21 protein-coding genes are annotated in these 23,566 nt (G+C 72.3%); 11 read left to right on the top strand and 10 right to left on the bottom strand.

The genetic code is table 11. The features are described 5' to 3' along the window. Positions 1-5: 5 nt before the first annotated feature. The 6 genes from ACRAKF_RS22605 to ACRAKF_RS22580 form a co-directional block, all read right to left on the bottom strand. Positions 6-1,508, bottom strand: coding sequence for an aldehyde dehydrogenase family protein (locus ACRAKF_RS22605; protein WP_447039133.1), 1,503 nt, complete (start codon positions 1,506-1,508; stop codon positions 6-8). After that, on the bottom strand, positions 1,505-3,244 hold the full coding sequence (locus ACRAKF_RS22600; RefSeq protein WP_447039132.1) for an N-acyl-D-amino-acid deacylase family protein: 1,740 nt from the start codon (positions 3,242-3,244) through the stop codon (positions 1,505-1,507). The genes ACRAKF_RS22605 and ACRAKF_RS22600 overlap by 4 nt, the downstream gene beginning before the upstream one ends. Positions 3,245-3,498: 254 nt before the next feature. Next, complete coding sequence (locus ACRAKF_RS22595) at positions 3,499-4,632, bottom strand: LLM class flavin-dependent oxidoreductase (protein WP_447039130.1); 1,134 nt, start codon at positions 4,630-4,632, stop codon at positions 3,499-3,501. A gap of 177 nt (positions 4,633-4,809) precedes the next feature. Next, a complete protein-coding gene (locus ACRAKF_RS22590; RefSeq protein WP_447039129.1) occupies positions 4,810-5,607 on the bottom strand; it encodes an SDR family NAD(P)-dependent oxidoreductase in 798 nt (265 codons plus the stop codon). A gap of 36 nt (positions 5,608-5,643) precedes the next feature. Then, positions 5,644-6,588 (bottom strand): LLM class F420-dependent oxidoreductase, encoded by a 945-nt coding sequence (locus ACRAKF_RS22585; protein ID WP_447039127.1) that lies wholly within the window; start codon positions 6,586-6,588, stop codon positions 5,644-5,646. Between the two features lie 103 nt (positions 6,589-6,691). Beyond that, entirely contained in the window at positions 6,692-7,921 is a 1,230-nt protein-coding gene (locus tag ACRAKF_RS22580; protein ID WP_447042112.1) for an amidohydrolase family protein, read from the bottom strand. 375 nt (positions 7,922-8,296) lie between these two features. On the opposite strand from ACRAKF_RS22580, the gene ACRAKF_RS22575 reads away from it, so the two are divergent. The 3 genes from ACRAKF_RS22575 to ACRAKF_RS22565 all read left to right on the top strand — a co-directional run bounded on the left by ACRAKF_RS22575 (position 8,297) and on the right by ACRAKF_RS22565 (position 12,131). Then, the gene (locus ACRAKF_RS22575) at positions 8,297-11,326 is read left to right on the top strand and encodes a BTAD domain-containing putative transcriptional regulator (RefSeq protein WP_447039125.1); all 3,030 of its coding nucleotides are present in this window, start codon (positions 8,297-8,299) and stop codon (positions 11,324-11,326) included. A 203-nt stretch (positions 11,327-11,529) separates the two neighbouring features. After that, positions 11,530-11,715, top strand: a complete 186-nt coding sequence (locus ACRAKF_RS22570; protein ID WP_447039124.1) for a sigma-like protein — start codon at positions 11,530-11,532, stop codon at positions 11,713-11,715. Positions 11,716-11,900: 185 nt separating this feature from the next. After that, entirely contained in the window at positions 11,901-12,131 is a 231-nt protein-coding gene (locus tag ACRAKF_RS22565; RefSeq protein WP_447039123.1) for a hypothetical protein, read from the top strand. A gap of 12 nt (positions 12,132-12,143) precedes the next feature. Here ACRAKF_RS22565 and ACRAKF_RS22560 read toward each other — a convergent pair whose 3' ends face one another. Further along, positions 12,144-12,572 (bottom strand): ATP-binding protein, encoded by a 429-nt coding sequence (locus ACRAKF_RS22560; protein ID WP_447039121.1) that lies wholly within the window; start codon positions 12,570-12,572, stop codon positions 12,144-12,146. A gap of 226 nt (positions 12,573-12,798) precedes the next feature. On the opposite strand from ACRAKF_RS22560, the gene ACRAKF_RS22555 reads away from it, so the two are divergent. From ACRAKF_RS22555 to ACRAKF_RS22545, 3 genes are read left to right on the top strand one after another with little or no spacing between them, the layout of a single operon-like run. Continuing rightward, a complete protein-coding gene (locus ACRAKF_RS22555; protein WP_447039120.1) occupies positions 12,799-13,650 on the top strand; it encodes a Scr1 family TA system antitoxin-like transcriptional regulator in 852 nt (283 codons plus the stop codon). Between the two features lie 11 nt (positions 13,651-13,661). Continuing rightward, positions 13,662-13,874: a DUF397 domain-containing protein gene (locus ACRAKF_RS22550; RefSeq protein WP_447039119.1), complete on the top strand. Its 213-nt coding sequence runs from the start codon at positions 13,662-13,664 to the stop codon at positions 13,872-13,874. A gap of 10 nt (positions 13,875-13,884) precedes the next feature. After that, the gene (locus tag ACRAKF_RS22545) at positions 13,885-14,094 is read left to right on the top strand and encodes a DUF397 domain-containing protein (RefSeq protein WP_447039117.1); all 210 of its coding nucleotides are present in this window, start codon (positions 13,885-13,887) and stop codon (positions 14,092-14,094) included. Positions 14,095-14,136: 42 nt separating this feature from the next. Here ACRAKF_RS22545 and ACRAKF_RS22540 read toward each other — a convergent pair whose 3' ends face one another. Continuing rightward, on the bottom strand, positions 14,137-15,147 hold the full coding sequence (locus ACRAKF_RS22540) for a hypothetical protein (protein ID WP_447039116.1): 1,011 nt from the start codon (positions 15,145-15,147) through the stop codon (positions 14,137-14,139). A 367-nt stretch (positions 15,148-15,514) separates the two neighbouring features. Here ACRAKF_RS22540 and ACRAKF_RS22535 point away from each other — a divergent pair, with 367 nt between their 5' ends. Further along, positions 15,515-16,129 (top strand): hypothetical protein, encoded by a 615-nt coding sequence (locus ACRAKF_RS22535; RefSeq protein ID WP_447039115.1) that lies wholly within the window; start codon positions 15,515-15,517, stop codon positions 16,127-16,129. A gap of 216 nt (positions 16,130-16,345) precedes the next feature. After that, positions 16,346-16,741 carry a VOC family protein gene (locus tag ACRAKF_RS22530; protein WP_447039114.1) on the top strand — a complete coding sequence of 132 codons (396 nt, stop codon included), beginning with the start codon at positions 16,346-16,348 and terminating at the stop codon, positions 16,739-16,741. Positions 16,742-16,829: 88 nt separating this feature from the next. Here ACRAKF_RS22530 and ACRAKF_RS22525 read toward each other — a convergent pair whose 3' ends face one another. Continuing rightward, a complete protein-coding gene (locus tag ACRAKF_RS22525; protein ID WP_447039112.1) occupies positions 16,830-18,431 on the bottom strand; it encodes a FadD3 family acyl-CoA ligase in 1,602 nt (533 codons plus the stop codon). A gap of 178 nt (positions 18,432-18,609) precedes the next feature. On the opposite strand from ACRAKF_RS22525, the gene ACRAKF_RS22520 reads away from it, so the two are divergent. The 3 genes from ACRAKF_RS22520 (at position 18,610) to ACRAKF_RS22510 (ending at position 21,085) form a co-directional block, all read left to right on the top strand. After that, on the top strand, positions 18,610-19,761 hold the full coding sequence (locus tag ACRAKF_RS22520; protein WP_447039110.1) for a lipid-transfer protein: 1,152 nt from the start codon (positions 18,610-18,612) through the stop codon (positions 19,759-19,761). A gap of 68 nt (positions 19,762-19,829) precedes the next feature. Next, positions 19,830-20,285, top strand: coding sequence for a Zn-ribbon domain-containing OB-fold protein (locus ACRAKF_RS22515; RefSeq protein WP_447039109.1), 456 nt, complete (start codon positions 19,830-19,832; stop codon positions 20,283-20,285). Next, positions 20,282-21,085 carry an enoyl-CoA hydratase/isomerase family protein gene (locus tag ACRAKF_RS22510; RefSeq protein ID WP_447039108.1) on the top strand — a complete coding sequence of 268 codons (804 nt, stop codon included), beginning with the start codon at positions 20,282-20,284 and terminating at the stop codon, positions 21,083-21,085. Before ACRAKF_RS22515 ends, ACRAKF_RS22510 begins: the two co-directional genes overlap by 4 nt. 27 nt (positions 21,086-21,112) lie before the next feature. Here ACRAKF_RS22510 and ACRAKF_RS22505 read toward each other — a convergent pair whose 3' ends face one another. Then, positions 21,113-23,497: an outer membrane protein assembly factor BamB family protein gene (locus ACRAKF_RS22505; protein WP_447039107.1), complete on the bottom strand. Its 2,385-nt coding sequence runs from the start codon at positions 23,495-23,497 to the stop codon at positions 21,113-21,115. Positions 23,498-23,566 lie beyond the last annotated feature (69 nt).

Genomic DNA, 23,566 nt, shown 5'->3' with positions numbered 1-23,566 from the left:
CCACGTCACCCCGGCCAGACGATCGCCTGGGTCTCGCTGTACGCGTGCAGGGCGTACGAACCCACGTCCCGGCCCACGCCGCTCTTCTTGAAGCCGCCGAACGGGGCCTCCATGTTGCGTCCGACCGTGTTGACGCCCACGCCGCCCGCGCGCAGGCGGCGGGCCACGCGGAAGGCGCGGGCCACGTCGCCGGAGAAGACGTAGTCGATGAGGCCGTAGTCGGTGTCGTCGGCCAACGCGATCGCCCTCTCCTCGGCCGCGTCCGGGGCCTTGGGGTCCTCGCCGTCGAAGGGGATGACCGTGACCACCGGGCCGAAGATCTCCTCGCGGACCGCCCGCATGTCGTGGGTGCAGTCCGCGAGGAGTGTCGGGGCGACGTAGAAGCCGCTGCCGAAGCCGGGTCCCGCGGGGCGCTCGCCGCCCGCGGCGACGCGGGCGCCCTCCTTGCGGGCCAGTTCCACGTACGACTCGATCCGGTCCCGGTGCGCCGCCGAGATGACGGGCCCGACGATCGTGCCGTGCTGTCGCGGGTCACCGACCGGCAGCCGCCCGACATACGCCGTCAGCCCTTCGATGAGCCGCTCGTACACGCCGCGCTGCGCGAGGACGCGGGTCGGGGCGGTGCAGATCTGGCCGCTGTAGAAGGAGAAGGTGGTGCCGATGCCGGCCACCGCCGCGGCCAGGTCCGCGTCGTCGAAGACGATCGCCGCGCCCTTGCCGCCCAACTCCATGAGCTGACGTTTCATGTCACGGCCGCAGACCTCGCCGATGCGCTGCCCGACCGCGGTCGACCCGGTGAAGCTGACCATGTCGACGTCCGGGGAGCCGACGGCCGCCTCGCCGACGGCGACGTCCGTGCCGGAGACGACGTTCACGACGCCGGGCGGGACGCCCGCCTCCTCCAGGGCGGCCGCCATCCGGTAGACGGAAAGCGGGTCCTGCGGGGCGGGCTTGACCACCACCGTGTTGCCCATGGCCAGCGCGGGAGCGACCTTGCCCGCGGCGTTCGCCCAGGGGTTGTTGTACGAGGTGACGCAGGTGACGACGCCGACCGGCTGGCGCACGGCGAGCGCGCCCATGACGCCCGCCTTCCCCATCGGCCCGGCCTCGTTGATCTGCGGCGGCAGGGCGGACTCCACCGGTTCGAGCGCGCCCTTCGCGTACCGCTCGAAGCGGGCGACGGCCACCGCGACCTGCATGCCGCGCGCGGTGGCGGTCGTCGCGCCGGTCTCGGCCTGGGCGAGTACCGCGTGCGCCGCGCTGTCGCGCCGCATGACCGAGGCGGCGCGGGACAGGATCGCGGACCGCTCCTCGGGGTCCGTACGGGACCAGCCCGCGAAGGCCTCGCGGGCGGCGGCGGCGGCCGCGTACGCCTGCTCCGGGCTCGCCTCGGGCGCGAGTCCGACGACCTCTTCGCTCGCCGGGTCGACGACCTCGTAGTGCCCGTTGCCCGGCGCCACCCACTCGCCGCCGATGAACAGCCGCTGCGGATCCTCGCGGAGGCTCACTTGGTGCTCACCGTCCTCGTGTCGCGGCCGGAGCGCAGGACCTTGCCGGGCACGGCCCCGGTGACGACGTCCTCGCGGATCGCCTCGACACCGTTGACCCAGACCGCGTTGACGCCGATGGCCTTGGAGTCCAGGCGGGGGCTGTCGCCGGGCAGGTCGTGGACGAGCGTGGCCTTGCCCGCGTCGATCCGCTCCGGGTCGAACAGGACCAGGTCGGCGTGGAAGCCCTCGGCGATCCGCCCTCGCTCGCGAAGCCCGAACAGCCGCGCCGGATCGTCGGTGAGCATCTTGACCGCCTCTTCGAGGCCGACCAGCTTCCGGCCGCGCAGGCAGTCGCCGATGAACCGGGTCGTGTACGGGGCCCCGCACATGCGGTCCAGGTGCGCGCCCGCGTCCGAGCCGCCCAGCATCACGTCCTCGTGCCGCCAGGTCTCGGCGCGCAGCGCCCAGGAGTCGGGGTCGTTGTCGGTGGGCATCGGCCAGAGCACGGTGCGCAGTTCGTCGGCGGCGCATATCCCGACGAGGCACGCGAAGGGCTCCTGGCCGCGCTCGGCGGCGATGTCGCCGACGACGCGCCCGGTGAGGCCCTCGTTCGCCTCGCTGTACGTGTCCCCGATGACGTAGCGGTCGAAGCGGGCGAGCCGCCGGAAGACGCCCGCCTCCTTGCTGTCCGCGCGCCGCAGCATCTCCCCGCGGACCGCCGGGTCGCGCAGCGCGGCGATCCGCTCGGGCACGGGCAGGCCGAGGACGTCGCCCCAGCCGGGGATGAGGTTGAGGGCGCAGAACGTACCGAGCGACATGTTCATGGGGGTGAGGATCGGCATGGTGAGGGCGACGATGCGGCCCCCCGCGTCCCGGGCCCGCTCACTGGCCAGGAGCTGGCGCGGTACGCGCTCGGGGACGGCGGCGTCGATGGTGAGCACGTTCCAGTTCAGGGGGCGTCCCGCGGCCGCGCTCATCCCGACGAGCAGCTCGATCTCGTCGTCGCCGAACTGGTCGAGACACCCGGTGACGATCGCTTCGAGCTGCGTCCCCTCGTGTCCGGCGACGGCACGGCAGAGCGCGAGCAGCTCGTCGGGCCCGGCGTGGCGGGAGGCCACGGGCTGCCCGTCGCCGTCGGAGTGGGTGGTGGACTGCGTGGTGGAGAGCCCCCAGGCGCCCGCGTCCATCGCCTCGTGGAGGAGCCGCACCATCGCGTCGAGCTGGGCGGGGCTCGGCTGCCCGCCGACCGCGTCGGGGCCCATCACGTGGCGCCGCAGGGCGCAGTGCCCGACCATGAACCCCGCGTTGACGGCGACGCGCCCCTCCAGGGCGTCCAGGTACTCCCCGAACGAGTTCCAGGTCCAGGGCGCCCCTTCCTCCAGGGCGACCAGCGACATCCCCTCGACCTTGGACATCATCCGCCGCGTGTAGTCGGCGTCCTCGGGGCGCCCCGGATGCAGCGGCGCCAGCGTGAAGCCGCAGTTGCCGCCGGCGACGGTGGTCACGCCGTGGTTGAGCGACGGCGTGGCGTACGGGTCCCAGAAGAGCTGGGCGTCGTAATGCGTGTGCGGATCGACGAAGCCGGGCGCGAGCACGAGCCCCCGGGCATCCTCCCCGGACCGCGCCTCCTCGACGACGGCCCCCGGCTCGGCGACGACGGCCACTCGCCCGTCCCGCAGCCCGACGTCGGCGACATGGGCGGGGGCGCCGGTCCCGTCGACGACGGTCGCCCCCTTGATGAGGTGATCAAGCATGACGTCCCTTCCAACAAGCGAACGACGACAACCAAGCCCGCGGGGCGAAGATCAAGCCCGTCCGGCGTTTGAGGACGAGCCCGCAGGGCGAAGATCAAGCCCGTCCGGCGTTTGAGGACGAGCCCGCAGGGCGATAGACGGAGACGCAGCCCCGGGCACCGGAACCAGCCCCCGGGCACCGGGACCCGCCCCCGTCTGGCAAAGACCCCGGCTTCCGTCCGGGAGAGGAAGCCGGGGAGCACCAATGGCACGGTTCAGACCCGGCGGGTCACGCCCCCGCGGAACCGCGTGGTCCGGTGCACCGGATCCGTGTCGATCTTCGGGATCACGTGCTCACCGATCAGCCGGATCGTGTTCTTCGTGTCCTCGGGCGAAACCCCGATCGGCAGCCCGAAGCTGAGCTGATCGGCCCCGGCCTGCTCCCACCGCTTGCACTGCGTGAGCACCTCGTCCGGGTCACCGCAGATCATCAGCTCCTCGGCGATGAGCAGCTCGATGATCTCCTCGCTGTACGCGGGGAGCAGCTCGGGCCACTCGGGAATGCCCTCGGGCCGCGGAAACGTGTCGTGGTAGCGGAACAGCAGCGACTGGAGGTAGTTGAGCCCGCCGCCGACCGCGATCTCCACGGCCTTGGCGTGCGTCTCGGCGCAGATGGCCGTGGACGTCACCATGACGTTGTCGTTGACGAAGTCGCCGATCGCCTCGGCCTCCTTCACGGCCGTCTTGTACGACTCGACGACCCACTCCATGTCGGAGACCTTCTGCACGCTGAACCCGAGGACGCCGAGCCCCTTCTTCCCCGCCATCGCGTACGAGGAGGGGGACCCGGCGGCGTACCACATCGCCGGGTGGGACTTCCCGTACGGCTTGGGCAGGATCTTGCGCGGCGGCAGGGACCAGTGTTTGCCCTGGAAGCCGACGTACTCGTCCTGGAGCCACATCTTCGGGAACTCGGCGATCGTCTCCTCCCAGATCTCCTTGGTGTGGTTCATGTCGGTGATGCCCGGCATGAAGCCGAGGATCTCGTGCGAACCGGCACCGCGCCCCGTGCCGAACTCGAACCGCCCCTCGGAGAGGTGGTCCAGCATCGCGACCTTCTCGGCGACCTTCACCGGGTGGTTGACGGGCGCGAGCGGGTTGAAGATGCCGGAGCCGAGGTGGATGCGGTCGGTGGCGTGGGCGAGGTATCCGAGGAAGACGTCGTTGGCGGAGAGGTGCGAGTACTCCTCCAGGAAGTGGTGCTCGGACGCCCAGGCGTACTTGAAGCCGGACTTGTCCGCCTGGATGACGTACTCGGTCTCCTCAATCAGCGCCTTGTGCTCCGCCTCGGGGTCGACCTGGGCCCGCGCGGCGGGCACGTATCCCTGTACAAAGAGGCCGAATTCCAAGGGATGTTCACCGTCCTCATGAAGTCCTGGGGAATGAAGTCCTGGGGAATGAAGTCCTGGAGAAGCTGACAGGTACGGAAGCGTGGCGACGACGGTGTCCGACGACCTGACGACCCGTCAGTTACGCTGCGTCGACTGTTCCACCGAGGCCGCGGACCGTCAATAGCTGACGGCCGGTCAGATGACGCTGACCCCCGCCAGCCAGCCGCCGTCGATGACGAAGGGCTGGCCCGTGATGTACGCGGAGTCGTCGCCGGTCAGGAACAGCGCGAGCGCCGCGACCTCCTCGGGCGCGCCGACCCGCCCCAGCGGCACCAGCTTCCTGTACAGCTCCGCGACCGCCGCCCCCGCCACCTCCGGATCGGCCGTGGGGTCGAGCTGCGCCGGGTTGGTCATGGGGGTGTCGACCGCCCCCGGGCACACGGCGTTGACGCGGATGTTCCGCCCGGCGAGCTCCAGCGCGGCGACCCGGGTGAGCCCGAGGATGGCGTGCTTGGTGGCGGCGTACGCGCCCACGTACGCCATGCCCGTGAGGGCCGTGTAGGAGGCGGTGTTCACGATGGTGCCCCCGCCCGCCGCGCCGATCTCGGGGGCGACGGTACGGATGCCGAGGAAGCAGCCGATCTGATTGACCTGGATGATCTCCTGGAACTCCGCGAGCGGGGTGCTGAGCAGCTCGTTGAAGCGGAGGATGCCCGCGTTGTTGACGAGGCCGTCCACCTTTCCGTAGGCGTCCTTGGCCGTGGCCACGGCCGCCTGCCAGTCGGCCTCCCGCCCGACGTCCAGGTGGACGTACCTGGCCGCCCCCTCCCCCCGCTCCTCCTCGATCTCCTTGGCCACGGCCTCGCCCTGGTCGTCGAGCACGTCGGCGACGACGACCCTCGCCCCTTCGGCGGCGAAGAGTCGCGCCTCCTGTTCGCCCTGCCCGCGTGCGCCGCCGGTGACGATGACCACGCGGCCGTCCAGCTTGCCCATGCCGTACTCCCTCTTCTTCTCGGGTGGTGCGGGGCGTCAGTCGTCGAGGTGCGGGGCCACGTCCGCGGCGAACGCCGCCATCTGGTCGGTGAGCTCGGTGCGGCCGCGGCTGCGGAAGCGCACCTGGATCTGGTCGACGCCCATCGCGCGGTAGGCGCGCAGGGACTCGGCGAGGGCGTCGGGCTTCCCGCTGAGCGTGCGGCGGCCGACGGGCCAGGCGGCCTCGCCCACGTACAGCACCTCGGTGATCGCGCCGACCGTGACCGGCTCCTCGATCCCCGCCTCCGCGCGCAGCCGCCTGAGGCGCTCGATTTGCGCGGGCAGCTCGCCCCTCGGGTCGCCCTGGGGCAGCCAGCCGTCGCCGCGGGTCGCGGCCCTGCGGATGGCTGCGGGCGATGAGCCGCCCACCCACAGGGGTACGCGACGCTGGGCGGGGCGGGGGAGCTGGCCGAGCCCCTCGAAGTGGAAGCGCTCGCCGTGGTGGGTGGGGTACTCGTCCGGGCCGAGGGCCGCCCTCAGCGCGTCGACCGTCTCGTCGAGGACCGGCCCCCGCCGATCGAAGTCCACCCCGAGCGCCTCGAACTCCTCCCGTACGTGGCCCGCGCCGACGCCGAGGATGAGGCGCCCGCGGCTGAGGTGGTCGAGGGTCGCGTACTGCTTGGCGGTGACCAGGGGGTGGCGGAGGCCGACGATGGCCACGTGGCTCATGAGGCGGACGTGCCGCGTGATCCCCGCGAGGTAGGACAGGGTGGCCACGGGGTCGTACCAGACGGTGCTCATGGCGCCGGCGAGGCGGTGGGGGATCGCCACGTGGTCGCATACCGCGAGGTAGGCGAAGCCGGTGCGGTCCGCGGTACGGGCGACCTCGGCCAGATCCTCCGGCCCCGCGGCGGCTTCCCAGGACTCGGCGTAGAGGGAACTCTGCGACTGCACGGGCAGCTGCATCCCGTACGCGAGCCGCCCTCCCTGAAACCCACCCATGACCAACGCCACCCTCCGCTAGGCCGGACTGGCGGCCATGGTGGTATCTGACGTTCCATCAGGCAAGGGGCGGGTCGGGTGGGAAACCTCCGCCCACCGCGGATCACGCGCCCGGCCAGAGGCCCTCCTGCGACAGGCCCAGGAGGTCGATCGCGTTGCCCCGCACGATGCGGGAGACCACGTCAGGGGCGAGGTGCCCCATCTGGCGCTCCCCCACCTCCCGGGACTTGGGCCACGTGGAGTCCGAGTGCGGATAATCCGTCTCGTACAACACGTTCCCGACCCCGATGGAATCCAGGTTCCGCAGCCCGAAGGCATCGTCGAAGAAGCACCCGTAGACGTGCGAGGCGAACAGCTCCGACGGCGGCCGGTGCACCTTGTCCGCGACCCCGCCCCACCCCCGGTTCTCCTCCCACACCACGTCCGCCCGCTCCAGGATGTAGGGGATCCACCCGATCTGCCCCTCGGCGTACATGATCCGCAGCCCGGGGAACCGCTCGAACTTGCCGCTCATCAGCCAGTCCACCATCGAGAAACAGCAGTTGGCGAAGGTGATCGTGGAGCCCACGGCCGGCGGCGCGTCGGCGGATGTCGACGGCATCCTGCTGGACGAGCCGATGTGCATGGCGATGACGGTCCCCGTCTCGTCGCACGCCGCGAGGAAGGGGTCCCACTCGTCGGTGTGGATGGACGGCAGCCCCAGATGCGGGGGTATCTCGGAGAACGCGACCGCCCGCACCCCGCGCGCGGCATTGCGCCGCACCTCGGCGGCGGCCAGCGCGGGGTCCCACAGGGGGATGAGGGTCAGCGGGATGAGGCGGCCCCCCGCCTCGGGGCCGCACCACTCCTCGACCATCCAGTCGTTGTACGCGCGTACCGCGAGCAGCCCCAGCTCGCGGTCCTTGGCCTCGGTGAAGGTCTGCCCGCAGAAGCGCGGGAAGGTGGGGAAGCAGAGCGCGGACTGGACGTGGTTGACGTCCATGTCGGCCAGGCGTTCGGGCACGCTGAACGACCCCGGCCGCATCTGCTCGTAGGTGATGACCTCCAGCTTGATCTCGTCCCTGGCGTAGCCGACAGCCGTGTCGAGCCGGGTCAGCGGGCGGTGCAGGTCCTCGTACACCCACCAGTCCCCGATGGGCCCTTCGTCCCCTTTCTCCCCCATGACCGGCGCGAACTTCCCGCCGAGGAACGTCATCTCCTTCAGGGGCGCGCGGACGATACGGGGGCTGCTGTACCGGTACTTCGACGGGAGCCGGTCACGCCAGACGTCCGGCGGTTCGACGGTGTGGTCGTCCACCGAGATGATCTTCGGGAAGGTCTCCGGGCTCTCCATGGTCTCCATACGCCCAAGGTAGCGCGCATCTGACACCCCGTCAGCTACCAGTTCACGACCCGCCGCCCACCCCGCCCACGGACGGGAACCAGTACCGGAACCGGCACCGGAGCCGTACCGGAACCATGACCGGAACCGGCGCGTAATCGGCATCCCGCCGCGAACTCCGTGCGAGGACCCTGTGAGAGCCGTCTCCCACGGCTGACGCATCAGCCGTGAACAAGGCAAACTGACGGGTGCAAGAAACCGAGGTACGGCTGAGGCGCGCCCGGCGCGCCGCCTTGGCACCGCCGAGGTGACCGGAGAACGGCAAGACCGCGGGACGGGCAGCCCGCGACCGGCAGGACTGGGAACGGCAGGGCAGCAGGGGGAGCGATGGTCGATGTACCGCGAGTACCGGAGCAGTGGCGTCCGGCCTCGGGGGACGCCCCCGAGGAGCGGACCGAGGGGAACCCCGGGGCCGAGCGGACCGAGGGGTACCCCGGGGCCGAGCGGACCGAGGGGAACCCCGAGGCCCAGGCGTCACGTTTCAGCGTGCTCGGACCGGTGCGCGCATGGCACGGTGAGGAACAACTCCCGCCCGGTTCTCCGCAGCAGCGGGCCCTCCTCGCGGCCCTCCTGCTGCGGGACGGCCGCACGGCCACGGCCTCGGAGCTGATCGACGCCCTCTGGGGGGAGGAGCCGCCCTCCCAGGCACTGGCGGCGGTACGTACGTACGCCTCCCGGCTGCGGAAGGTGCTGCCCCCCGGCGTTCTCGTCAGCGAATCCGGGGGCTACTCCATCCAGGCCGCGGACGGCGCCCTCGACCTCGCCGTGGCGGAGGACCTCTGGGCCGCGGCGGAAAAGGCCCGCAGCGCGGGTGACCTGTGCCGGGCGCGGACGCTGGTCAACAAGGCGCTCGCCCTGTGGCACGGCGAGCCCCTGGCCGGCGTGCCCGGGCCCTACGCCGACACCCAGCGCACCCGCCTGGACGAATGGCGCCTGCAACTGATCGAGACCCGCCTTGACATGGACCTGGAATCGGGCTGCCATGCGGAGGCCGTCTCGGAACTCACCGCCCTGACGGCGGCGCACCCTTTGCGCGAGCGTCTGCGCGAACTCCTGATGCTGGCCCTCTACCGCAGCGGGCGGCAGGCCGAGGCCCTCGCCGTCTACGCGGACACGCGCCGCTTGCTCGCCGACGAGCTGGGCGTGGACCCGAGGCCGGGCCTCAAGGAGCTCCAGCAGCGCATCCTCAAGGCCGACCCGGCCCTCGCGGAGCCCGCGGCGGCCGCCGCCGAGCCGGCCGCCACCGTGGTGCGGCCCGCGCAGCTCCCGGCGACCGTCCCCGACTTCACGGGACGCGCCTCCTTCGTCACCGAGCTGAGCGACATCCTCTCCTCCGCCGAGGGGCGGGTGATGGCGGTCTCCGCCCTGGCGGGCATCGGCGGCGTCGGCAAGACGACCCTCGCCGTGCACGTGGCGCACGTGGCCCGCACCCACTTCCCCGACGGCCAGCTGTACGTGGACCTCCAGGGCGCGGGCCCGAGGGCGGCGGAACCGGAGACGGTCCTCGGCGTCTTCCTCCGTGCCCTCGGCACGCCCGACTCGGCGGTCCCCGACTCCCTGGAGGAGCGGGCGGCCCTGTACAGATCCGTCCTCGACGGCAGAAGGGTCCTCGTCCTCCTCGACAACGCCCGCGACGCGGCCCAGGTGCGCCCCCTCCTGCCCGGCATGGAGGGTTGCGCGGCCCTGGTGACGAGCCGCGTCCGCATGGTCGACCTGGCGGGCGCGCACCTCGTCGACCTGGACGTGATGTCCCCCGAGGAGGCCCTCCTCCTGTTCACCCGCATCGTCGGCGAGGAACGGGTCACCTCCGAGCGCAAGGCCGCCCTCGATGTCGTCGCGGCCTGCGGCTTCCTGCCCCTGGCCATCCGCATCGCGGCCTCCCGCCTGGCGGCCCGCCGCACCTGGACGGTCTCGACGCTCGCGGTGAAGCTGGCGGACGAACGCCGCCGCCTCGACGAGCTCCAGGCCGGCGACCTCGCCGTCAAGGCCACCTTCGAACTCGGCTACGGCCAACTGGAGCCCGCCCAGGCCCGCGCCTTCCGCCTGCTGGGCCTCGCGGACGGCCCCGACCTGTCCCTGGCGGCGGCCGCGGCCATCCTCGACCTCCCGCCCGAGGACGCGGAGGACCTCCTGGAGGCCCTGGTCGACACCTCCCTCATCGAATCCGCCGCCCCCGGCCGCTACCGCTACCACGACCTCGTCCGCCTCTACGCGCGTGCGTGCGCCGAACGCGACGAACAGCCCCCGAGCGAACGCACCGCGGCCATGTCCCGCCTCCTCGACTTCTACCTGGCCTCGGCGGCCCGGGTCTACGCCATAGAACGCCCCGGCGACCGTACGGTCGACCACCTGGAGCGCACGGCCCATCCCGGCCAGGACTTCAGCGACGACACGAAGGCCCTGGACTGGCTCCACTCGGAGGCAGCCTGCATCCTGGCCTGCGTCCAGCAGTCCCTGGCCCCGGCAACCCTGCGCCGCGCGGTCGACCTCCTCCTCGCCTCCAAGGACCTGGCGGAGTCGGGAGCGAGCTCGCTCCGCTACGAACTGGCCACATCCGCCGCACGGGACGCGGCAGCGGCCCTGGGCGACGCGCACGCGGAGGGCCGGGCGCGGGTCACGCTGGCGCAGGTGCTGAACAACGCCGGACGCTTCGAGAAGGCGGCCGCGGAAGCACAGCGGGCCACGGAGCTCGGCCGCGAGTCCGGCGACCCCTGGACCGGCGGCAACGCACCCAACGAGCAAGGCATCACCGCCAACTGCCTGAACCGGCACGCGGACGGTGAGGCCTTCCTGCTCACGGCGATCGAAGCCTTTCGCGCGGACAGCAACCGTCCCGGCGAGGCGAGTGCTCTGTGCAACCGTTCGCGAAGCCTCGACTCCATGGGACAGACGGACGCGGCGATCGAACTCGCCCGGCAGGGAATGGCCATCTACGACGACCTCGGCCTCACCTTCCGGCTGGCCAATGCCCGGTACGCCCTCGGAATCGCCCTGACGCACGCGGGCCGTTACGCCGAGGCCTTGGAGCATCTCACCGAGGCCCTGAACGTCTTCATCGAGAACCGCCAACGCCTGTGGGAAGGCACCACGCATTTCCGCATCGCTCAGGTCCACCTCTCGGCCCGTCGATCCGCGCAGGCGGCGCTCCACGCGGAGCAGTCCCTGAGCATCGGGTGCATCGGCGGTGACTGGATGAAAGCCAACGCCCTCACTCTGTTGGGAAGAACGCTCGACGACCTCGGGCAGGCCGATCGCGCCAGGGCGTGCTGGCGGGAGGCTCTGGCCCTGCACGAGAGTTTCGCGTCCACGGAAGCAGCCGAGGTCCGCGCACTTCTGCGCCCGGTCGCGGCGGTCTGACCAGCCGCTGCGGGGCGTTCATCGAACGTTTATGACGTGCTGCCACTCTTCTACCCATCGATCCGTCGCGTCGGGGGGCAGGCGGGTCGCACCGGGCCCCACAGGTAGGGTGAGCGGCCCTGAAATTGCCCGTTCGGCGGCCCTCGGGGGAGTTGCCGAACGGGCACCGGCTCAGAGCACCTGCTAACCAACGGGAGACCACAATGAGCGACGCAGCGGAGACCGAGATCACGACCATGGGTGACAGCCACCAGCCCGCACCTCCGGCCAAGGACAGCGGCGCCACCGTGCTCGGTGACAGCCACCAGCCCGCACCTCCGGCCAAGGACAGCGGCGCCACCGTGCTTGGCGACAGCCACCAGCCCGCGCCTCCGGCCAAGGACGCCTAGAACTTCAATCCCGACGGGGGATCGATCGGCCGCGACGGCGCGGAGGGGGAGCCGTCGCGGCCGACGCATGTCCGGGCACGGCCCAACTTCCGCAACACGCCCGGCAGTTACCTGAATCGAACGTTCAGCCGAGCCGCCATTAGGATCACGTGGCGTCACGTACCCACCCCTCCAGAGGAGCCGTCATGAAGCGCAGCCAGAAGATACTCGCCACCCTCGCCATGGCAGCCATCGCCGTGGGCGCCACCGCGCTCACAGCCACCGCCGACAGCCACTCCCCGGCTCCCCCGCAGGGCAGCCACACCGCTGCCACACCACTCGGGGACAGCCACTCACCCACCACTCCCCTCGGCGACAGCCACTCGCCCACCAGCCCTCTCGGCGACAGCCACTCCCCGACTCCTCCTGTGCGCTGACCGGACGGCTCGCTAAACCGCCGCCAACTCGCACCACACATACTTACCGGCACCCTTCGCCCGACCCTGGGCGAGGGCGTACCACCCCCACCCGTCGGAGCACATCCGCACCAGGTCCAACCCGCGCCCCTCCTCCGCGTACGAGGCAGCGGCGTCCGGCGGTGGCTCCGGCGGGGTGGGATCGGCGTCCCACACCCCGATCCGAAGCACCCGCCCCGCCCAGCGCAGCCGAAGCGCGGCGGGGCCTTTCGTGTGCCGCAACGCGTTGGTCACCAACTCCGTGGCCAGCAGCTCGGCCGCCTCGCCCAGGTGCGGCAGCCCGTGCGCGGCGAGGATCAGCCGCAGAGTACGGCGCCCGATCGTGACGGCACGGAGGTCGTGCGGGACGTAGAGGGTGTACTCCCAGGGTTCATCCGTCCGGACATGACTGCTTTCAGGCATGGCGGTACTCCCGTTCATGGTTCATGGAGGGGGTCAAGAACAGTCCGAAGCCGTCGACCGGTGGCAATGCCGCCTCCGCCAGGGCGTGACGGAGCGGTGCGCTTCCGACTACCGGTGGTTTCGTACCGTGTGCGGTGCGTCACCGACCGTAAGGGTTATCAATAACCCGGGTCAAGCCGATCGCGTAACCTGGTGCCGTCCTCAACTGACGGGAGCGCAGCGGAACATGCCGGCGCGGAAGGTGATCACGGCCAGGCACATGCGCCTGGCGACGGAGCTGCGCAAGCTTCGCGAGCGGGCGGGACTGTCGGTACGCGAGGCCGCCCATCTCCTCGGCATCGCACCGCCGAAGCTGTCCAACACCGAGGCGGCCCAGGTCGGCGTCAGCCCCGAGCGCGTACGCCACTTCGCCAGCCAGTACGCGTGCGAGGACACCGCCCTGGTCGACGCCCTGGCAGCCATGGCGGGCGAACGCGTGCGGGGGTGGTGGGAGGACTACCGGGAGGCCGTCCCGACCGGTTACCTCGACCTCGCCGAGCTCGAAGCGAACGCCACCCGTCTGTGGACCTTCCAGACCGTCCATGTCCCCGCCCTGCTGCAGACCGAGAACCAGGTGCGCGCGGTCTTCACCTCCACCGTCCCACGGTTGTCCCGGGAGCAGCTCGATATACGCCTGCGCTTCCGCCTGCGCCGCCAGGGACTCCTCGACCGGCCAGGAGGCTTCGACTACGTGGCGGTGATCCACGAGGCTGCCCTGAGGATCAGGGCGGCCGACAGCCTGGTCGCCCGCAGCCAGTTGCAGCACATCCTGGAGCAGGCGGAACGCCCGCACGTGACGGTTCGCGTCGTCCCGTTCGACGTGGACGGTTTCGCCGCCCTCGGCCATCCGCTCCTCTACACCGGCGGGCCGGTCCCACAGTTGGACACGGTCCTGATGGACACCCCGCATGGTGGCGCCTTCCTTGACGGGGAGGCGCAACTCAGCCGCTACCGCGAGGTCATGCACAAGGTGGAGGGGGCGGCGTTGGGGGTCCTAGAGTCGAGGAACCTCATCGACCGCATTCGCCAGAGCATGTGAAGGGCCCCGACATGACACAGGAAACCGCATGGCAGAAGTCGTCGTACTCCGGCGGCGGCGACTCTTCCGACTGTGTCGAACTGGCCGCCGAGGCAGCCACGATCCACCTCCGCGAGAGCGAAACCCCCACGGCCCACCTGACCACCACCCCCACCCGCCTCAACGCCCTCATACGCACCCTCAAGTCCGGCGCCCTGGAACCCCGAGCACAGCGCTCCGAGTGAAGGCCCCGACATGACACACGAAACCGCATGGCAGAAGTCCTCGTTCTCCAGCGACGAAGACGCACCGAACTGCCTGGAGATAGCCGCCGACACGGCCACGATCCACCTCCGCGAAAGCGAAACCCCCACGGCCCGCCTGACCACCACCCGCCCCCGCCTCGCCTCCCTGATCCGCACGCTGAAGTCACCTGCCCTGGGGCCCCGTGGCCCCCAGGTCTAACGGTTGCAGCAACGTCCCAGCCCTCCCCCACATAACCCCAGGTCAGCGCCCCGCTCTCACGCGGCCTGCGGGACTTTTCTGCAATTGGCCCCGCCAGCCGCCGCGCCCCGCCGTCGCCAGTGCCTCCCGGACTCGGCGTACGAAGCGGGCCGGGTCGTGGAAGACCTCCTCGGCCGTGACGCGGACGATCAGGCGGATCTCGGGGCACGAGCCCAGGTCGTTGAAGCGGTGCAGGTCGCGGCGGTGGGCCTCGCGGGTGCCGTGGTACGCGTAGCCCTCCACCTCGACCGCCACTCCCTCCTCCCGGAAGAGGAAATCGGGGCGTAGTCGGCGGCCGGCCGGGGTCAGCAACTCCGCCTGGGAAGACGGGTGCAAACCGGCGTCGTGCATCCGGAGGCGGGCCACCGTCTCCGCCGGGGAGCCCGACGCGGGGTCCGCCAGCGCCAGCCAGCGGCGTGCGCGCGACTCACCGGGGAGCGAGGGCGGCGACAGGGCTTCGGTGAGCGCTTCGCGGCCGGGGATCAGAGGGCCGCGCCGCAGGCCGCCGTAGGCCCGGCGGGACAGGGCCGAGTCGACGGCCACCACGGCCTCTTCGCGTGGGCCGCCGCGGAGGAGGTCGGCCAGCGTACGGCTGACCGTCGTGACCCGGAGGCCGTCCCGGAGCGCGGTGTCGGCGGGCGCGAGCGGAAGCCAGTGGACGCGCGCCGACGCCTTGCGGCGGCAGCGGCTCGGGTCCGTGAATTCCAGCGCTTCGGTCAGGACTTCGATGCCCCAGAGCCGCGCCGCCGAGCGGTGGCTGGCCACCAGGCCCGGTATGGACAACTGACCGGCCCACAGCCGGAGCCGCCAGTCCACCGCGCGCCCCGGCTCCGCCCAGCCGCCGCCCGGGATGCGCGTCCAGCCCTCGGCGGCCAGCCGCCGGGACAGTGACGTCCGCCGGTGCCCCGCCGCCACCGCCCAGCGGGTCAGCAGCACCCCGCCGACGGCCAGGTCCCGGGGCGACGGCGGCTCCCCCGGTCCGTACGCCTTCCGTGATTCCCCCGTGTCTCCCATGCTCCAAGGCTGCCGCAGAACCAGCGGCCGTGGGGCACCCTGTGGATAACTCCCGATCACCCCGGCAGCAGCGCCCGCAGTGACCGGGGGGCGCGTCGTAGCGGTGCAGGTCCCAGCGGCAGTCGGTCAGGGAACCGCAGGGGACCGGTCAGGGAACCACAAGGGGCCGGACAGGGGTCCTGGCGCGGTGGTTCGGGTGACATCGCGCAATCGTTTCGGAGTCGGGCAACCGGTCTCCGCCGTGTGCGCCGCCCTCCGTGGCAGAGTCGTGCGCATGGTCACCTCTACGTGCAACCGGCATCCCCGGCGGAGCGGTTCTCGAAGACGCCGTGCCGCCGCGTGCGGCCTTCTCCTCGGCGCTGTCCTCATGTCCCTCACCGGCTGCGGCGAGGAGGGTCGTCCCGGCTCGGCCGTCGGCACCAGCGACGACGTACCGCCGCCCAGCAAACCGTCCACCGCCACGACCTCCCCCGGCGCCTCCCCCGGGTCCGCTTCCGGGGCCGCTTCCGGTTCCGCTTCCGGGTCCGCTGCCGGCGCCTCCCCCTACGTGGAGCCCGGAGTCGTCGACGGGGCCCCGCACAACGGCGAGAACAACGCCTACCGCCGGCCCGGCAAGATGTCCGCCGCCGACGCCGAGGCCGCCGAACGCGAGGCCGCCCGTATCCGGCCCGTCCTGAAGGGGCTCTGGGAGCGGAAGGAGTGGGACCCCGACAGCGTGCGCGCCGCGCTCACCGGCAGGCTCGGGTACGAGACCCGGGAGACGAGCGGCGCGGGCAAGCCGCACGGCGGCACGCTCGAGGTGCGGGAGATGTACGGGCGGTACGAGGAGAAGCGGTACGTGACGCCGGAGGGCGCCCTCATCGGCCTCTCCGTGGGGGACGGCGCGTGCGTCACCGGCTTCGTGCAGAAGTCCGACTTCGAGGTGAAGACGAACGGGCGGTTCATGGAGTCCGGCTGCCTGGAGCCACTCACCGGCCACTGAACCGCTCACCGGCCACTGGCCCCGCCTCACCGGCCACTGAACCGCTCACCGGCCACTGACCCGCCTGACCAGCCACTGCCCCCGCCCGACAGCCACCGAACCCGCCCGACAGCCACCGAAGCCATCCCCCCCCCACCCCCACACACCCGTACGGACGGCCCCCCGCCCCGGATATCCCGTGGACAGCCGCTCCGCCCGCGGCGGATAGTGCCGCCCATGACTTCCCTCGTGCGCCACCTCACGTTCGATTCCCACGACGCGTACCGCCAGGGCACCTTCTGGGCCGAGGTGCTCGGCGGTTCGATCGCCGACGACGACTTTCCCGGTGACCCGGAGGCGCTGGTCCAGGCGGACGGGATCACGCTGCTCTTCGTGACGGTGCCGGACACCAAGACCGTCAAGAACCGCGTGCACGTCGACCTCCAGCCGCAGGACCGCACCCGCGACGAGGAGGTGGAGCGGCTCCTCACGCTCGGGGCCAAGGTGCACGACGACCAGCGGCGGCCCGACGGCCGTGGCTGGGTCACCCTCACCGACCCGGAGGGCAACGAGTTCTGCGTGGAGTGCAGCGCCGCCGAGCGCAAGGCCATCACCGAGGCCGCCGGCGCCTGACACCGCGGCCCCGCCACCCCGGCAAAGCGCCGCCCCGGCAGACCGCCCGCCCCGACAAAGCGCCCCGCGCCCTCAGCCTCCCGCGCCCTCAGCGCCCCGCCCGCAGCTCCCCCTTCACCACCTTGCCGCTCGCGTTCCTCGGGAGCTCGGGGACGAACTCGACGGCCCTCGGCACCTTGTAGTTCGCCATCTCGCGTCGTGACCAGGCGATCAGGTCGTCCGCCGTCACCACCGCGCCGGGGCGCCGCACGACGTACGCCCTGCCGACCTCACCCAGCCTCGCGTCGGGCACGCCGATCACGGCGACGTCCGCCACGTCGGGGTGGAGGCCGAGGAGCTGCTCTATCTCGGCGGGGTAGGCGTTGAAGCCGCCGACGATGAACATGTCCTTGATGCGGTCGGTGATGCGGAGGTTGCCCTCCTCGTCGAGGACGCCGACGTCACCGGTGCGCAGCCAGCCGTCGGGGGAGACCACACGGGCGGTGCCTTCCGGGTCCTCGAAGTAGCCGCGCATGACGTGGTGGCCGCGGACCAGGATCTCGCCGGGCCGGCCCGGTGACAGCGGCTCGCCCAGCGGGGAGACCACCCGTACCTCCGTGCCGGGGATGGCCCGGCCCGAGGTCCGCGCGATGACCTCGGTGGGGTCGCCGCGGCGGCACATCGTCACGATGCCGCTCGCCTCGGAGAGCCCGTACGCGGTGAGGACGGTGCCCACCCGCAGTTCGCCGCGGAGCCGCTCGACGAGCCTCAGCGGCACCACCGCCGCGCCCGTGACCACGAGCCGCAGCGCGGAGAGGTCGTGCCGGTCGCGCGAGGGGTGGTCGAGGATCGCCTGGTGCAGGGTGGGCGGGCCCGGCAGGACGGAGATGCGTTCGGCGGCGATGTTCGCGAGGACGGTGTCGACGTCGAAGACGGGCTGCGGGACCATCGTCGCGCCGCGCGTGAGGCAGGCGATGATGCCGGCCTTGTAGCCGAAGGTGTGGAAGAACGGGTTCACGATCAGATAGCGGTCGCCCTCGCGCAACCCGGCCAGTTCGCTCCACACGTCGTAGCAGCGCAGGGTCTGGGCGTGGGTGATGACGGCGCCCTTGGGGCGGCCCGTCGTGCCGGAGGTGAAGATGATGTCCGAGGGCGCCGATCCCTCGACCGAGGCCGCGCGGGCGTGGACCGTGGCCGCGTCCACCGCGTCGCCGCCCGCCAGGAACTCCTTCCAGGTGCGGAAGTTCTCCGGGGCGTCGTCCGAGAGCACCACCACCTGCTCCAGGTGGGGCAGGCCCGGCAGCGGCCCCTCCCCCGGGCCGTCGGCGGCCGCGCGGCGCAGGGACGCCACGTACGACGTGCCGAGGAAGGTGCCGGTGACGAAGAGGAGCTTCGCGCGGCTGCGGGCCAGGACGTAGGCGGCCTCCGCGCCCTTGAAGCGGGTGTTCAGCGGTACGAGGACGCCGCCCGCCGAGACCGCGCCGAGCGCGGAGACGATCCAGTCGAGGGTGTTCGGGGCCCAGACGGCGACGCGGTCGCCGGGCTCGACGCCGCCGGCCAGGCAGGCCGCGGCGGCCCGCTCCACGCGCGCGCCCAGCTCCTCGTACGAGACGCGGGTGCGGCCCTCGACGACCGCCTCCCGGCCGCCGTACCGCTCGGCGGCCGCCCGCACCAGTCCCGGGACGCTGCCCCACTCCAGGTCGCCGCGCATCGCAAGCCTCCCGCTCCCCCCGAGCTCCCGGGTACTTCGGGGGCAAGGGTCGCACCGTTGCTGACTACCCGTCAGATTAACGCTAGCCTGACGCACTGTCAGCAGCAGGGACACCGTCCGCGTACGCCGACGGGGTCCCACGTCTCGTCGCGCGATCTCGCGGAGGTGCCGTTCGCCCATGGCCTCACTCAAGGACGCAACAGCGATAGCCGGGATCGGCCGGACCCCCTTCGCGAAACGGCTGCCCGAATCCGAGAAGACGCTGGCCTGCCGCGCGATCCTCGCCGCGCTCGACGACGCCGGCATCGCCCCGTCCGAGGTCGACGCCTTCGCCTCGTACACGATGGAGGAGACCGACGAGGTCGAGGTCGCCAAGGCCATCGGCGCCGGTGACGTCACCTTCTTCAGCAAGGTCGGCTACGGCGGCGGCGGTTCCTGCGCGACCGTCGCCCACCTCGCCTCCGCCATCGCCACCGGGCAGGCGAGCGTCGGCATCGCCTGGCGTTCCCGCAAGCGCGGCAGCGGCCCCCGCCCGTGGAAGAACACCACCGTCCAGCTCCCCACCCCCGCCCAGTGGACGCGGCCCTTCGGGCTGCTTCGTCCCGCCGACGAGATCGCGATGCTGACGCGCCGCTACATGCACGAGTACGGCGTGACCCGCGACCACCTCTTCAACGTCGCCCTCGCCTGCCGCAACCGGGCCAACCAGAACCCAGCCGCGATGATGTACGAGCGCCCGCTGACCCGCGACATGTACATGAACTCGCGCTGGATCAGCGAACCGCTCTGCCTCTTCGACAACTGCCTGGAGACCGACGGGGCGCTGGCCTGCGTCGTCGTCTCCGCCGAACGGGCGCGCGACTGCCGCACCAGGCCCGTGTACGTCCACTCCGTCGCGCAGGGCCTGCCCGCGCAGCACCACGGAATGGTCAACTACTGGAACGACGACCCGCTCTCCGGGCCCGCCTGGACCGCGGCCCGCCAGCTCTGGAAGCAGGCCGACTTCGGGCCGCAGGACGTGGACGTGGCGCAGATCTACGACGCGTTCACCCCGCTCATCCCGCTCTCCCTGGAGGGCTACGGCTTCTGCGGCCGCGGCGAGGGCGGCGCCTTCACCGAGGGCGGAGCCCTGGAGAGCGGCGGCGGCCTCCCCCTCAACACGAGCGGCGGCGGCCTCAGCGAGGCCTACGTCCACGGCTTCAACCTCATCACCGAGGGCGTACGGCAACTGCGCGGCACGAGCACGGCACAGGTTCCGGGGGCGTCGACGTGCCTGGTGACGGCGGGCGAGGGCGTCCCCACGTCGGCACTGCTGCTACGGGCCCCATAAGAGCCTGTGGGGCGCGAGGAACCGCGCGACAAGCCACGAAGAACCCGCACCCGGGAGAGGACGGCACCATGGCAGACGCGACCCCGCCGGCAGAGCCCCTGCTACGCCCCACGATCGACGAGGACGGCGCCCCCTTCTGGCAGTACGCCGCCCAAGGCGAACTCCGCATCCAGGCCTGCGCGGCCTGCGCCGAGCTCCGCTGGCCGCCAAGGCCCTGCTGTCCGCACTGCCAGTCCTTCGACAGCGAGTGGCGGAGGATGAGCGGCCGCGGCCGCATCTGGTCGTACGTCTTCCCGCATCCGCCCCTGCTGCCCGCCTACGCCGCGCAGGCCCCGTACAACGCCGTCGTCGTCGAGCTCGCCGAGGCCCCCCGCATCCGCCTCGTCGGCAACCTCGTCGCCGCGCCCGACGCCCCGCTGGACTCCGTCGCCCCGGAGCGGCTGCGCATCGGCGTGAAGGTGCAGGTGGTCTTCGCGGACGTGGACGGGATGGCCGTGCCCCGCTGGATGCTGGAGCGGCCGTGACGGGGGGCGGCGCGCTGCGGACGAGCGTGGACGCCGGCTCGGGGGTGGCCGTGCTCACCCTCGACCGTCCGGAACGCCACAACGCGATAGACCTGGAGACGGCGGCCGGACTCGTCGCCGCCTGGCGGGGCTTCCGCTTCGACGACTCCGTACGGGCGGTGGTGGTGACCGGTGCGGGGGACCGGGCCTTCTGCACGGGGATCGACCGCTCGGTGGAGGTGCCCCAGCCCCGCTCCCCGTACACGATCGACGATCCGCTCGCCACGATCGGCCCGAAGGCGAACGACCTCTGGAAGCCGGTCATCGCCGCGGTCAACGGCATGGCGTGCGGCGGCGCGTTCTACCTCTTGGGCGAGGCGGAGTTCCTTGTCGCCTCCGAGGACGCGACGTTCTTCGACCCGCACACCACGTACGGCATGGTCAGCGCGTACGAGGCGATGTACATGGCGCAGCGCATGCCGTACGGGGAGGCCGCGCGGATGTCGCTGATGGGCACCGCCGAGCGGATCTCGGCGCGCCGGGCGTACGAGGTGGGCCTGGTCTCGGAACTCACCCCGCCCGGCGGAGCGCGCGCGGCGGCGGTACGCGCCGCCGAGACCATCGCTTCCTACCCCACGGAGGCGGTACAGGGCACGGTCCGGTCGCTCTGGTCCGCGAGGGAGTCCGCCCTGGCCGCCTCCCTGGCCCAGGCGCCGCACCTGGTCACGCTGGGAAGCCTGCCGCCGGACCGGCAGGCGGAGCTGTTCGGGGAGCGGCGGGAACGACGGGAACGACGGGGCGGGGAGTACCGGGTGCGGTGAGGCGGCGGGGCGCCCCCGCCGGGCAGGTCAGGCCCGTCCGGCGCCCCCGCCTGCCGCCGTTCCGGTGCCTCGCTCGGCGTCCAGCGCGTACACGCAGCGGTCCTTGCTGCACGCGTACACCACCCCGTCCCGCACCACGGGCGCGCCCGTGATCTCGCCGCCGGTGGCCAGCTTCCAGCGGAGGCGGCCGTCGTCGGCCTTCAGGGTGTAGAGGAGGTGGTCCGTGGAGCCGAAGTGGATGCGGCGGTCGGCGACCACGGGGGCGCCGACGACTTCGCCGCCCGCCTGGAAGCGCCACTTGGGCGTGCCCGTCACCGCGTCGAGGGTGTAGAGGCCCTTGCCGCTGCCCACGTGCACGTGGCCGTCCGCGACGAGGACCGGCTCGATCGAGGAGCGGGCCTCCGTGGCGATGCGCCACCGGTCACGCCCGTCCGTGGCGTCGAGCGCGTAGACCGTACCGAGGTAGTCGGCGAGGTAGACGCCGCCGCCCGTGACGGCGGGTCCGGGGGCGAAGGCGGGCGGGCAGAGGAAGGCCGCGGGCGCCTCGAAGTGCCAGCGCACGTGCCCGGCGGCCACGTCGATGGCGAGCACCCGGGTGCCGGCGGCGACGTACACGTACCCGTCCTGCGCCTGGGCGATCCGCACCGGCACACCGCCGCAGGAGGCCGCGTCGCCCACGGGGTAGGACCAGCGCTCCTCGCCGGTCCGCGCCTCCAGGGCCCGCAGCCGCGCGTCCTTCCAGACGTACACCGTGCCGTCGACGACGACGGGCCCGGCCTCCGGGGTCTCGAAGTCGGTCTGGGCCCCGGTGATCTCCCAGAGCTTCTCGCCGTTGGCGGCCTCCCAGGCCTGGACGCCGCCGCCCCGGGTGCCGGTGACGACCGTGCCGCGGGCGGCCTGGAGGGAGTACACCCAGGCGTCGGTCGGCAGCCGCCACAGGTCAGTGCCCTCGGCGCCGTCGAGGGCGTAGAGCGTGGGCCCGTCGGAGGCGTGGATGCGGCCGTCGGCGACCGCCATGGACCAGGCGACGTCCCGCGTCTTGAAGCTGCGGCGGCCCGTGCCGACGTCGAGGGCGTGCACCTCGAAGGAGGTGACGTAGACGAGGTTCCCCGCGACGGCGGGCGTGCCCCAGACGTCGTTCGACATGCGGAAGCGCCACGGCCGCCACGACGTGCCCGCCGGGTCGGGGGCGGGCGCGGGTGCGGGCACGGCGGCGGGCGCGACGCCGTTCGCCCCGGCCTTGGGCGCCGACGACCGCGTCCAGGAGGCGGCGAGCCCGGAGTCCCCGGGCCCGATGGACGGGCGCGCGGCGACCCGCGGCCCCGGCCCGATCGGCACCTTCGCCCCGGCCAGCCGCACGGGGCCCCCGTCGGGCGTGGCCGAGAACGGCGGCCGGGACGGCGCGGGCGGCGGCTGCCGCGGGGGCGGCGGCGCGATGACGGAGGCGGCGGGCGCGGCGCCACGGCCACCGCTGCGGCCCGCGGTGGCCGGGACCCTGGCCGGCGGCCGGCCGCCCCTGCGGGCCTCGATGAGGGCGACGGCCCGCTCGGGCAGCCAGGCGGAGGCGGTGCCGCTGTCGTCGTTGTCGGCGCTCTCGGAGGCGAAGAGGTGCGGGGCGAGCCGCGTCTGGAGGTCGGCGGGCGACGGCCGTCTCGTGGCGTCCATCTGCATGCAGGACTCGATCAGCGGACGGAGGTCGTCCGGGAGTCCTTCGAGGTCAGGGCCTTCGCGGAGGAGCATGAAGACCGTCTCGACGGGGTTGGCGCCATGGAAGGGCGCATGTCCGGTCGCGGCGAAGACCAGCGTCGAGCCGAGCGAGAAGACGTCGCTGGCCCCGGTGACGCTGCGCGAGTCCTTCGCCTGCTCGGGCGACATGTACGCGGGCGTGCCGACGGCGACGTTGGTCATGGTCAGCCGCGTGTTGGAGACGCCGGACGCGATGCCGAAGTCGATGACGCGCGGCCCGTCCTCGACGACGAGGACGTTGGACGGCTTGAGGTCACGGTGGACGAGCCCGGCCCCGTGGATGGACTCCAGGGCCTCGGCCACGCCCGCCGCCAGCCACCGCACCGCCTGGGTGGGCAGCGGCCCGTGTTCATTCACTATTTCTTCGAGCGAGGGCGCGGGCACGTACGCCGTGGCGAGCCAGGGCACGGCGGCGCGCGGATCGGCGTCCACGACGGCGGCCGTGTAGAAACCGGACACCGCGCGCGCGGCCTCGACCTCGCGCGTGAAGCGGACGCGGAACAGCTGGTCCTCGGCGAGCTCGGTCCGTACCGTCTTGATCGCCACGCGTCGGCCCGACGCGGAGCGCGCCAGATAGACCAGGCCCATGCCTCCGGCGCCCAGCCTGCCGAGGACCTCGAACGGGCCGATCCGCCTCGGATCGTGCTGCGTCAGCTGATCCACCACTTGCCCTGCCACCTCCCCGTACGCGGCCGCCGAAGCGGGCAGCCCCGTGCAGCGTCTCACCACCGAGCC

The organism is Streptomyces sp. DSM 118878 (assembly GCF_052936595.1).
The sequence above is the reverse complement of the archived record's forward strand: the minus strand, read 5'-3'. Positions and strand labels throughout refer to the sequence as shown.